Below are 12,362 nucleotides of genomic sequence, written 5' to 3'. Positions count from 1 at the left end.
TCCCTGAGAGCTAACGTCGTAAGTTGGCTGTAAGTCGCGATTTATTGCAGCGTCCTGGTTTCCGTCTGGCTAGTTCCGCCGTAGTCGTTTATTGCAGCCCACTGCACCGTCTTTCCTGCCAGACCCGGTACTGCCAACTGTTTATGCTCGCCAGGTGCGATCCGCTCTATGTTGTTGGTCAGATCGGTTTTATCCAGCGTCAATCCCGCGAAGACCACGTAATAAGCAGATGGGGTATAGATGTCTAACTTATTATTGCTATATTTATATTCGAGTAATTTATAGGCGTCATAGGGCTTCCCTACCAGGCTGCTCGGACGGTAGAAGAGCTTAATTCGGGTTTTAAATACCAGCGTCAGCATATTATTTTCGACGCTATCGGATTGTTGTGTTGCCGGAATGGCGCGTACGTTAATAAAAAACAGGGATTCTTTATCTTTAGCTATATCATCAGATGTCTTTATTATTCTCAATGATGAATTATTGCCTGCATTCAGGCGAAATAGCGGTGGCGTCATAATAAAGGGACCACGGGCTGTCCCTTGTTCATTGTCGACCCAGGATTGCAGTAAATAGGGCAGACTTTCACTGCGATTAGTCACGGGTAGCGCGGCTTCTTTCTTCCCTGCGTCATAAATGACGCGGGTTCTTTCCAGTACAATTCCGCCAGCGAAATTTTGGCAGGACCAGCCGCTCAGCAGTAATGTCAGCGCTAATGCTGTGATTTTTTTCATCTCGGTTATCCTTAACCTGGCGTCAGAAACCACTTCTTTCCCCGTCTATGGAAAGAAGGGAAAGAGATGGTAGATGGCAATCAGCGATAGTCGATGGTGACATCAACAGTGGCGTTTGCTTCCCCTGGGGTGATGGCAGAAGAATCGACGGTGGAAACGTAGTAGGCCTGCAGTCCTACCGTAGTTGTGCCGTCGGCTTCAGGCGTAAAGCTGATTTTCGGATCGGTAAGCTTATTCAGCGACATTTGTTTCCCGTCGATGGCTCTGTCGATTCGAATACCTACACCCGTTGCAGGAACATCGAGACTGTTGACGGCAACCAGGTTTTCGTTGCCCGCAACGGTACCGCCGCTACGCGTTTCTAACCACATCTGGAATGAGTTGTCCGTATTGCCATCAAGGTGTTTCCACGGCGTTGTTGGGCAGTTTTTCAGTGGAATATCGACCGGAATAGCCGGAGAACGATCGCCAACGCTTTTAAATTGTTTGGCGGCGTAGTGGCCTAATTCGACGTTGATCGTATCACCGTTGGCAAATTCACAGGTGCTGGTTAAAATCTCGCCTGTAAATTCAATGGTGCCGTCCGTCGCCCATGCGCTTCCCGCAGAAAGCGCAAGTAAACCGACGGCGATTGATTTCACTACTTTTTTCATTAAAGTACCTCTTTCTTCCATGCGTTATATTAATGAATGATGACAATTAAAATTGTTTAACTATTTTAATAACTTTAGTTACCTTGAATGATATTGAATGTATTCCAGTTGTGGTATTGCTTAAGGTGATTTTCAGAATTTGTTTATGGATAATTAATATATTATTACTTGTTCTGCTAATTTATTATTGATTGTGCAGATGTGTTTTGTTTGTGAATTATTTTTGCTTTTCTGTATATATACTATCTATTTCAGAAACGTATTAGCTCGTATAGGTGTAATTCTTCGAGTGCCCTCGACAACGGGAGGAGCCAAGGTTTGCACTCCACGGCTGGCTGGTGGGCGATGCTGCAAAGCGTGGTCTGGCAGCGCGACGTGAACCAGCAGATGATCGCTTACAGAGACGGGTGGCGATTTAGTGGGGGGGCGTTTCTGACACGATTGCAGCATCTGCCGCTGGAATGGCAACGTGTCATTCCACCAGCGGCGGATTTCATGCGCGCGCAATACGGTGAGGATAGCTGGCTGAACGTCGGCTATTCCGGCTGGAGCGGACGGGCTGTTATTCAGCGAGATGTGATGAGAGTCACGATTTTAGCGCAAACTCCATGGTTGATGCTGTTCAGAATGTCGGGTGAGCCGTTTCTGTGTCTGGAGCCGCAGACGCATCCGGTGAATGCCCACCACATGCAGGGGTAGCCGGGGTTACAGGTTTTAGCGCAGGGTGAACGCTGCCATTTTGCGATGCAAATTTGCGTCGAATAGGGCAAAAATCATGTTATCTGCGTGTTAATGCTCACTTGCGCCAGCCTGCGTTTGTCGCCAGACTATCGCCACCAAACGGGAGGGATTCATGGCTTTGCATTCCACGCGCTGGCTGGCGCTCGGTTATTTCACCTACTTCTTTAGCTACGGTATCTTTCTGCCTTTCTGGAGCGTTTGGCTCGAAGGGCTGGGGCTGACGCCGGAAACCATCGGTTTACTGCTGGGCGCGGGGCTGATTGCCCGTTTTCTCGGTAGCTTGCTGATCGCACCGCGTGTGAGCGATCCCTCTCGGCTGATCTCAGCGTTACGTATTCTGGCCTTGTTGACGTTGGTGTTTGCACTGGCCTTCTGGGCGGGGACCAACGTGGCGTGGCTGATGGTGGTGATGGTCGGCTTTAACCTGTTTTTCTCGCCGCTGGTGCCGCTGACCGACGCACTGGCCAACACCTGGCAAAAACAGATAACCATGGATTACGGTCGGGTACGGCTGTGGGGATCCGTGGCCTTTGTGATCGGCTCTGCGTTGACCGGCAAACTGGTGAGCCTGTTTGACTATCGGATTATCCTGGTCCTGCTGTCGCTTGGCGTTGCATCAATGCTGCTGGGGATGATGATCCGCCCAAGCGTACAGCCAGCGGGGGAGAACCGTCAGCAGGAGAGCGCGGGATGGCCCGCCTGGCGCGCGCTAATAACCCAAAGCTGGCGTTTTCTGGCCTGCGTGAGTCTGCTGCAGGGCGCACATGCCGCTTATTACGGTTTCAGCGCCATTTACTGGCAGTCTGCCGGTTATTCCGCTTCGGCGGTGGGCTATTTATGGTCATTAGGCGTGGTGGCGGAAGTGATTATTTTTGCGCTCAGCCACAAGCTGTTCCGCCGCTTTAGCGCTCGCGATCTTCTGCTGCTTTCCGCCGTTTGCGGCGTCGCGCGTTGGGGGCTGATGGGCTGGAGCACAGAGCTGCCGTGGCTGATTGTAGTGCAAATCCTGCATTGCGGAACGTTTACCGTCTGCCACCTGGCGGCGATGCGCTACATTGCGGCACGCCAGGGCAGCGAAGTGATTCGTCTCCAGGCGGTGTACTCGGCGGTGGCGATGGGCGGCAGCATTGCCATCATGACCGTATTCGCAGGATACCTGTACCAGAATCTGGGCAGCGGCGTATTCTGGGTGATGGCGCTGGTGGCGCTCCCGGCAATCTTTCTGCGCCCGAAGGTGGCGGCGCAGTCTGCGATGTTATGATTCGAGGATTTTGCGGATCTGCTGCTGTTGATGCGGCGTAAGCGCCAGATCCGCATGAATCAGCGGGGGAGAAAACAGCGGTAGCGGCGTGGTGTATGGCGTAATAATCAGCGTTACGCCACGCGGGGCTCCCTCTTTTTGAAAATCCTGCATCGGCATATGCTTTACGTTGAGCGGCAGCAGCGTCAGTTCGCGCAGCTGTTGCTCTATATGCGCTTCAAGTTGTTCGTTACTACCGGTCAGCAGGATAATCTGCTTCTCGTGCAAATCCTTTTCCTGCATCAGCCAGGCACCGAAAATAACCGCAACCAGGCCGATCTCTTCTTCTGAAAACTGCACGTCATATTCCGCTTCGAAGCCGTGTATTGCCTCACGGGTGGTACGTACCAGCCGGGGGTAAAGTCGGCTGAACTCCTCCGGTAGCGTGTTATCAATGCCAATGGCAAACAAGCTACGGTTAAGCGCCTGGGCAAGGTGAATATAAAGCTGGTCGTGCAGCCCTTGCTCGTCGCTGAAGCGCACGTTGCCATACTCGCGAAAACGCAGCACCAGCCGCGCAATAGCAAGGCGCAGGCGGCGATCCTGCTGGTGATTATCGCGGATAGGATCGGGGATGCGAATCATTGAGAATAACAACGCCATAAACAGCGATTCGCCCAGCGGCGCACGTTGCATGACGTGGCGCTGCCAGTGGCGGCCAATTTCCTCGGCGAGCGGATACTCAGCGCAGGATTGCGCCCACCGTTGCTGGAGTGGATTAAACTCCGGGGTGATCCCCGCGTGGTGCTGTAGCAGGCAATATTGTAAATACAGGCGCAGGAACTGGATGTCACGACACTCAAACGGCTTCTGTAAGCGCCGGGAGCACAGATTGATGAGCGCATGCAGATTGGTGTCGTCATACAACGTCCGCGCAATACCTTGTTGTTTCAGCTCCATTTTTAATGCGGGCGTGAAATGCTGGGCGATAAAAGTCGGGCAAATTCGCAAACCACGACGCAGCCACTGCAACAGACACAGACGCTGATTGAGCGGAGTCCCTTCGATCGCATAGGCACCATTCTGCGCGGTAGTAATCGCGAGTCGGTGATAACGCTGTATTTCGAGTCCTGCGCCAATAATATCTTCCTGAACCGTGGCATCATCGACACCGTTGAGGCTGCTGAAGGTTTGTGTAGTAGCGATTTGCCCCGGCAGGAAAAGCGTCAGCAGTACCTGGCAACGGCGCTGGGGAGCGGAAAGTACAGATGGCGGAGCAAGCGTTGACATCATCTGTAGGGTCTCCCGTAAGTATGTTTGATAAGAATAGCTAAAGTTTGCTCATAGATTTGGAGAATGGAATGCTTTCCACCAGGAATGCTGGAGGGCGTCACAGAATTTTTCACGTGCGGATCAGATAGCGGGAGTGGAACGCAGCGCGTTAATCCGCTTTTTCACTGTTTTATCTTTTGTTGAGATATAAAAAATGCCAGAGATGTACTGCATGTTTGTTAAACATTATGGAGTACATGTGATTCCTGCTCAGGGTTCCGTTCACCTCAGCAGTGTCATTTCTCTGAAGCACAGATACCCGTGAACGAGCAAAGGAGGCTCACCGCCGCCTCCCTTGCATCCCAGGCTCCCGGCGGGAAAATCGTCGCTACGCGAGTTATTCGTCTTATGCCGTCTGCCTGTCGGGTCGGTGCCGAGCCTGCATCCCTGCAGGCCGTCCCCTCTGCCCGCATCCCTGCGGGCAGCCCCGGTCAGCCGTCAACGCCTCATCGATTTTCAGCCGGACCGTGGTCATCGCTGCACAGCTCTGACTTCCAGTTAAATCTGTTTTGCTGTTCAGATATATTCGAATAAAAATACAGGTGGTTAGGTGTGGGCTGGTCCGGCTGAAAATTGCCGACGTGTTTCCGTAAGGCCGGGAGGAATAAGCGGAGGGAACCACGAAGTGGCAATTTTCCCGCCGGGAGCCGGGATTGTTAAGGGTACGGCGATAGTACCCTTAACACGTTCACAGGGAGTATCGTTTCAGAGAAGTGAAAACCTTAGGTGAACGTAGCAATACGACGGAGGCAACAAATTCATTACCTCCGGAACAACTGTCTGGCGTTACTTCTCACGACTCAGCGTTAATCCCACATCGCCGCCCGGATGTACCGCCAGCAGCGTTTCCTTTGAGTAGCCACTCTCGCTCATCAGACAGGCACAGGCGGCGTCAAAGATTGCCAGCACCAGTAAAATCGAGGTGGTAGCCAACATGTTCAGCGGGTCGGCCTCTCGCTGAACGCCGGTAGAAATCACCAGCCTCGATGCTTTAGCGATGGCCGAATCCGCGTTTTCAGTCACGCTCAGGATGGGCACATTTCTCGCAGCCAGTCCGGGCAGCAGCCGGGTGAGCTCGTCCGAATTACCCCCGCGCGACAGCATAATCACCAGGTCGTTAGCGCGTAAGAAGCCCAAATCGCCATGCGCTGCATCCGTTGCGTTGAGATAAATCGCCGGACGTTCCACGCAGGCGAGCATATGCGCGACTTTACGCGCCGCAATACCGGATGTACCGACGCCGGTAACGACGATTTTCCCTGTACAACTGCGCAACTCCGCCATCAGCGACTGCCAGACCGGTTCAGTCAGATGCTGCCCCAGACCCGCCAGGGCATCGCTATAGAGCTGAAATACGTCGCTGGCCTGAGACCATGAATCACTCATGCGTCCTCCTGCATCAACTGGCGGTATTTCATATGGTCCTGATACATCTCGTGGAACACCCGATATTTGCGATCGTAGTACTGCTTAATGCGATTGGTCTGCGGGGTGACCGTTTTACCTATCCGGCTCATCGCCGACATTGCTTCCGGGAAGGTATCGAACACGCCCGCGGCGATAGTTCCCATCATGGCGCCGCCCAGTAGCATGGCTTCGCTCTCTTCAGGCAGCAGCATCGCACAGCCGGTGGCGTTGGCATGCTCCTGAACGAAGATCGGGTTTTTCGTCCCGCCGCCGCTGGCCATAATGGTATCGATGGTGTAGCCGCTTTGATTCATCGTTTCAATGATATGCCGCGTTCCCAGCGCAATGGCCTGGATGGTCGCGAGGTACTGTAACGCCATATCTTCCGGCGTGCGCGACAGCTTCAGTCCGGTGATAGCGCCTGTGAGCGTTGGGTTGGCGCGCGGTGAACGGTTGCCGTGGAAGTAGGGCAGGATGTGCATGTCGCGGGTCAGAAAGGCGATATCTTCCGGCTCGCCGGCCATTTTACGCAGCAGCGCATTCAGCACTTCATAAATGGTCTGCCCTTGAGATTTCGCCTGGGTCAACAAGGTTTCGTAACAAGGATGCGACTGAATAACGTGGTCGATTAACGCCCCGGTTGCCGACTGTCCACCTTCGTTAAGCCAGTATTCTGGCAGCACTGCTGAGTAGTAAGGACCCCAAACGCCGCCGATAAAGCGCGGCTCTTTGGAAATCGCCATGTGTCCGGTAGAGGTGCCGCCAATCAGCGCGATACGACGGTCAAAATCCGCCACCTCGCCGGAAACACCGCTCGCGCCGAGCGTGCCGAGCGTACCGGCGTGGGCATCGATGATCGAGACGCTGACCGCGGTCCCCGGAATCAGCCCCATTTCGCTGGCGGCGCGTGCGGACAGCCCGTGACCGAGCGGTTCGCCCATGGTTTTCACGTAGCGACCAATTTTGGCGGCATCATGTTCCAGCAAGTCTTCCAGCCCAATCTGGCGGAAATAGCTGGCATCCCATTTGTCTTCATGGCCCATATAGGTCCATTTACACACCGTCGAGCACAGTGAGCGCGTGTCATCGCCCGTTGCGCGCCAGGTCAGGAAATCGGGCAGGTCAAAGTAGTATCCCGCATTGGCCCAGGTGTTGGGCATATGTTGCTTCAGCCACAGCAGTTTGGGCGTTTGCATTTCCGGGGAGATAATACCGCCAACGTAGTCCAGCACCCGATGATGCAGGGCGTTAATGCGCTCAGCCTGAGTAATGGCGCGGTGATCCATCCACACAATGATATTCTGTTCGCTGCGCCCGGACGGACTGATGGTCAGCGGTTTACCTTCTTTATCCAGCACCACCAGTGAACAGGTGGCGTCAAAACCCAGACCTTTCACCTGGATAGGGTTGATATCCGACTGGTTAATCGCATCGCGAACCGCGTTACACACCGCCTGCCAGATGTTATCGGAAGACTGCTCAACAAAATCGGCCTGCGGACGGTAAATCTCGATGGCCCGACTGGCCTGGCCGACCATTCTGCCGTTGAGATCAAACACGCCAGCACGGGCGCTTCCGGTTCCGACATCCACACCAATAAAGTAACTTGCCATAATTTTTTCTCCTGAAATCAGGCTTTACGATTCTGTAATGCGATAAAGAGGATCAGCACCGCGCCCCACAGCGCCATCGTCAGATAGCTGCTGACCCCCAGCAAGTTAAGGCCGCTTTCCAGCATTTGCAGCACAATCAGCGCCAGTACCAGGCCGATAATGCGTCCGAAGCCGCCATCCGGATTGATGCCACCGAGTACGGAGGCAAGGATGGTGACCAGCAGGTAGGACTCACCGTATCCGGCTTTTGCCGAGTTAAATTTCGCCATCATCAGAATGGCGGCGACCCAGCCGAGCAGGGCTGAAATCACGTACACGGAAATTTGTACCCGTACGGTATTCACGCCGCTGTAGCGGGTAGCCTGTTCATTGGAGCCGACGAGATAAAGACTGCGCCCCAGCGTGGTGTGCTCCAGCAGTACCCATAGCAGGATTGCCACCAGGAAAAAGAGCAACAGCGCCACCGGAATACCCACAATTGTGGCGTTGCCAAGGTACTGAATGGCGGTCGGGAAACCCGAAATCACCGTCCCGTTGGAGAGCAGAATATTCAGCCCGGAGATAAGTGTCATCGTGCCGAGGGTGGCGAGAATCGGTGAGACGCCGACCCAGGCAATCAGCGCGCCGTTGAGCGTACCGATAGCCACCGCCACGGCTGCGCCTGCCAGCAGCGCCAGCACCAGAAACAGCGGGTTATCCGGATGGGTAACGATAATCGCTGCCATTACCAGCGAGCAGGCGTTCGCCCCGGCAATAATTGACAGGTTAATGCCGCCGGTCAGCATGGTCATACCCATTCCGAGGGCCAGCATGCCGAGGATCGGTAACTGTGAGCCAATTGACTGGAAGTTAGCAACGCTGAAGAAACGGCTGCCAAGCAGGGCTGAGAAAACCAGGGCGACGACCACAATAATGACGCATTGCAGACGAATGATGGCATCACCGGGTAAAAATCTGGCGATTGTTTTCATCTCAAAGCTCCCTTGCCAGTTTGCGTTTTTCGTTCCAGGCCGTGGCACTGATGCTGACCAGGATAATGGCACCGCTGAATACGGTGTGCCAGTAAGAGGAGACGCTGAGTAGCGTCAGACCATTTTGTAAGAAGGCGAGTAAGACAACGCCGAGCAGGGTTCCGGTCAACGTACCGCGCCCGCCGCTCATGCTGGTTCCGCCGAGTACGACCGCCGCCAGCACCGTCAGCTCAAAGCCGAGCAGCGAATTGGGCGCAACTGACTGGGTGATTTGCGCCTGAACCACGGCGGCAACACCTGCCAGAATGCCCATATAGCCATACACGTAGAAATGCAGCTTCAGCAGATTCAGCCCCAGGCGTGAGGCCGCGTCGCGGTTGCCGCCCATGGCGTAAACCTGACGGCCAAGACGGGTATAGTTCATCAGCACTGCGGTAAAGACGATTACCGCCGCCAGGCACAGCAGGGGCAGGGTCAGGCCGTAGTCGTAGCCATCTGCCGCGGTGAAGGAGAACCAGTTAATGCCGTTCATAAACCAGTCAGGGAAACCGTACAGCCAGGTACCTTTAGTGGCGTAAACCAGCAGACCGTAGTAAACGTTCAACGTGGCGATGGTAATGATGATTGCCGGAACGCGCAGCCAATAGACCAGAAAACCGTTGATCAGCCCAAGCAGCAGGCCCACTGCAATCGCAATGGTTAATGCCAGTGCGAAGTTGCCGCCGTGGCCGATCACCCAACTGGCCATCGCATACTGGGCAATCGCGGTCATCGCCGGAAATGAGATATCGATCCCGCCGGAAATCAGCACCACAAACATCCCACAGGCAAGGATGCCGAGAATCGCGTAGCTGGTGGCCACATCCGTCAGGTTCCCCAAAGACAAGAACTCGTCGGTGCTGATGCTCAGCCCAACCGCCAGCGCCACGACCAGCAGGCCCAGCCAGAATTCATGTTGCCCGATTAAACGGGACAGATGCATCTTATTCATTGATTACCTCGACCACTTCAGCAATCTCCTCTTCACGGCAGTGATGAGGATTAAATTCCGCCACCAGCCTGCCGCGACGCATCACCAGCACGCGGTGGCTGTTGTAATACGCTTCCGGGATTTCATCGCAAATCATCAGCACCGCCATACCTTGTTCCGCTAAATCGCGGGCTATCTGGTAAATGCCCTCTTTGTTGGCGATATCCACGCCTACGGTAGGCGAGTCGAGGATCAGAATGCGGGGATTGGTCGCCACCCATTTGGCAATGGCGATGCGCTGGGCATTCCCGCCGGAAAGTGTTTTGACCGGCAGGTGCGGATCGGACACCTTGATATTTAGCTCGCGGATCAAATCGGCGACCAGCTTTTGCGCTTTACGATGATCGAGCAAGCCGCTACCGGTGTGCAGTTGATCAAACACCGTGACGATGGTGTTGTCGTAGATCGATTGCTCCATGATCAGCCCCTGCGTCAGGCGATCTTCTGAGACGTAGCCGATCCCGTGCTTAATGGCGTCGTGGTTATTACGAAGCGTGACCGGCTGACCGTTAATACGCATCTCTCCGCTTTCCGGGTGTGTCATGCCAAACAGGCTCAGACAAAGCTCGGTACGCCCGGCGCCCAACAGGCCGACAATTGAGACAATCTCGCCGCCGTGCAGCGACAGATTGATGTTCTGGTATTTGCCTCTGCGGCTTAGGTTGCGCAGCTCCAGCAGGGGGGCTCGAGCGTCGAATGATTTCTCCGGCAACGGACTGTAATGGAAGCGTTGTCCGGTCATCAGGAAAGCCAGCTCGTGGCTGTCCAGTTCGCTGGCAGGATATGTGCCCACCAGTTTGCCGTCGCGCATCACGCTGATGCGGTCTGCCACTTCCATCACTTCATCCAGACGATGGCTGACAAACACCACGCAAATGCCGGCCGCTTTCAGTTCGTTAACCACCTTCAGCAGGCCATTGACCTCCTGACGGGTCAGCGAGGCGGTGGGCTCGTCCATAATCACCAGGCGCGCGTCGGCGGCAATTGCCCGACAAATAGCGACCAGCTGTCGGTCGGCAATCGAGAGTTTTTCAACTTTTTTATCGGGATCGATATTCACCCCGATACGCTTCATGGCGGCCAGCGCCTGCTGTTTCATGGCTCCGCGACGCACCCAGATATCGCCGCCGGGAAGGTAGCGGTTAACCGCAATATTTTCCGCGACGCTAAAGTTGGGGAACAACGACAGGTCCTGGTAGATAACCTGAATGCCATAATGGGAAGAGAGCTGCGGCGTCAGGTGATGGAACAGTTTGCCATCGAGTAAAATCTGCGCGCCTTTTTCCGGGTGATATACCCCGGAGATCACTTTAATAATGGTGCTTTTACCACAGCCGTTTTGACCCGCCAGACAGTGAACTTCGCCTTTTCTCAGCGTCAGATTCACGTTATCCAGCGCCAGCACGCCCGGGAATTGTTTGCTGATATTCTCAAGAGTGATAAATGCGGTGGTGTCTGTCATGGACAATACCCCTGCGAGCGTCCTGACGGACGCTGAGTGTTAGTTTGGTGGATAGCGCCGACCAGACGGTCGGCGTTATGGTTTCCCTGGTGTTGGCAAAAGCCTTAGAAACCGAGTGACTGTGCGTTGTCTTTGGTGACTTCGAGGATCTTGTTAAAGCGGATCACTTTCTTCTCCGTGTCGATATCGGCTTTCCCTAAACCGTCGATACTCAGGTCTGCATTGACTTCTTTGCCCTGCAACAGCTGATCGGCAACCGTTACCAGCGCATAGCCCGCATCCTTTGGATCCCACAGCAGCGCTTTTTTGATATCTCCACGCATCAGGTAAGGCGCAGCCTGTGCTGGCATGGCGATCCCGACGACGGCAATTTTATCTTTGGCGCGTTTTTTCTGTACAGCCTGACCCGCACCAATTGGACCCAGCGAGCCGAAACCGATAATCCCCTTCATCTGCGGATAGGTTTTCATCAGATCCAGCGTCGTGGCGTAGGATTTATCGATGCTTTCCGCAACCGGCAGACGTGAAGTGACCTCGAACATTTCCGGATATTTTTCTTTCTGGTACTTGATTGCATAATCCGCCCACGCGTTATGCAATGGGACCGTCAGCGAACCGACATAGATGGCATAACCCCCTTTGCCGCCCATGTTTTTTGCTAGCTCATCAACGTTGGCCTGCGCGTATTTTTCACTGTCGATGGTTTCGATATCCCACTGACCGATTTGCTCGTCCGGGGATTCGTGCGTCAGGACCACAATGCCTTTATCGCGCGCTTTTTTCAGTACTGGCTCAAGAACCTTGGCATCGTTTGGTACCACGATGATCGCGTTGACGTTTTTGGCGATCAGATCCTCAATCACTTTGACCTGCTGTGCCGGGTCCGGCGTAGACGGACCGGTCTGGTAAGCGTTCACATCCAGTTTTTTTGCTGCTTCGTTAACACCGGTTTCCATGCGGTTAAACCAGGGAATACCGGTGACTTTGGCAACCACAGCAATTTCATATTTTTCCGCCGCAAAGGACGTGCCGGACAACATGCATGCAGAAACCAGGGTTGCACTGAGTAATGCGAGTTTGAATTTCATAGTTGTACCTTTCGTAGGGGGCAGGACATGTCACGGCGTGAAGTTAACAACGAATGGAAGAGGGAATGAATCATAAGTTTGGAGAATGTGA

General features: G+C 54.1%; 10 protein-coding genes and 1 pseudogene. 2 read left to right on the top strand and 9 right to left on the bottom strand.

Annotated features, from left to right (window positions below; genetic code table 11):
- Positions 1-41: 41 nt before the first annotated feature.
- Entirely contained in the window at positions 42-734 is a 693-nt protein-coding gene (locus tag AL515_RS18050; protein WP_061068348.1) for a fimbrial biogenesis chaperone, read from the bottom strand.
- Between the two features lie 80 nt (positions 735-814).
- Positions 815-1,387, bottom strand: a complete 573-nt coding sequence (locus AL515_RS18045) for a fimbrial protein (RefSeq protein WP_061068347.1) — start codon at positions 1,385-1,387, stop codon at positions 815-817.
- A 447-nt stretch (positions 1,388-1,834) separates the two neighbouring features.
- Between AL515_RS18045 and AL515_RS18040 the strand changes: the two are divergent.
- Positions 1,835-2,152: pseudogene (locus tag AL515_RS18040) on the top strand (aldose 1-epimerase); the annotation flags it as partial.
- An 88-nt stretch (positions 2,153-2,240) separates the two neighbouring features.
- Complete coding sequence (locus AL515_RS18035) at positions 2,241-3,389, top strand: 3-phenylpropionate MFS transporter (RefSeq protein WP_061068346.1); 1,149 nt, start codon at positions 2,241-2,243, stop codon at positions 3,387-3,389.
- Here the strand turns inward: AL515_RS18035 and csiE are convergent.
- From csiE to AL515_RS17995, 7 genes are all read right to left on the bottom strand, one after another.
- Entirely contained in the window at positions 3,384-4,661 is a 1,278-nt protein-coding gene (gene csiE, locus AL515_RS18030) for a stationary phase inducible protein CsiE (protein ID WP_061068345.1), read from the bottom strand. The genes AL515_RS18035 and csiE overlap by 6 nt on opposite strands.
- An 825-nt stretch (positions 4,662-5,486) precedes the next feature.
- On the bottom strand, positions 5,487-6,086 hold the full coding sequence (locus AL515_RS18020; RefSeq protein ID WP_061068344.1) for a KpsF/GutQ family sugar-phosphate isomerase: 600 nt from the start codon (positions 6,084-6,086) through the stop codon (positions 5,487-5,489).
- Complete coding sequence (locus tag AL515_RS18015; protein ID WP_061068343.1) at positions 6,083-7,720, bottom strand: FGGY-family carbohydrate kinase; 1,638 nt, start codon at positions 7,718-7,720, stop codon at positions 6,083-6,085. The genes AL515_RS18020 and AL515_RS18015 overlap by 4 nt, the downstream gene beginning before the upstream one ends.
- A 17-nt stretch (positions 7,721-7,737) precedes the next feature.
- The gene (locus AL515_RS18010) at positions 7,738-8,691 is read right to left on the bottom strand and encodes an ABC transporter permease (RefSeq protein WP_061068342.1); all 954 of its coding nucleotides are present in this window, start codon (positions 8,689-8,691) and stop codon (positions 7,738-7,740) included.
- A 1-nt stretch (position 8,692) separates the two neighbouring features.
- Positions 8,693-9,682, bottom strand: a complete 990-nt coding sequence (locus tag AL515_RS18005) for an ABC transporter permease (protein WP_048210915.1) — start codon at positions 9,680-9,682, stop codon at positions 8,693-8,695.
- On the bottom strand, positions 9,675-11,183 hold the full coding sequence (locus AL515_RS18000) for a sugar ABC transporter ATP-binding protein (RefSeq protein WP_048210916.1): 1,509 nt from the start codon (positions 11,181-11,183) through the stop codon (positions 9,675-9,677). Before AL515_RS18000 ends, AL515_RS18005 begins: the two co-directional genes overlap by 8 nt.
- A 104-nt stretch (positions 11,184-11,287) precedes the next feature.
- Entirely contained in the window at positions 11,288-12,271 is a 984-nt protein-coding gene (locus tag AL515_RS17995) for an autoinducer 2 ABC transporter substrate-binding protein (RefSeq protein ID WP_003037665.1), read from the bottom strand.
- Positions 12,272-12,362 lie beyond the last annotated feature (91 nt).

The organism is Citrobacter sp. FDAARGOS_156 (assembly GCF_001559235.2).
Lineage (GTDB): Bacteria > Pseudomonadota > Gammaproteobacteria > Enterobacterales > Enterobacteriaceae > Citrobacter > Citrobacter youngae.
Note: the sequence above shows the minus strand (reverse complement) of the source record. Positions and strands in the feature narration are given on the sequence as shown.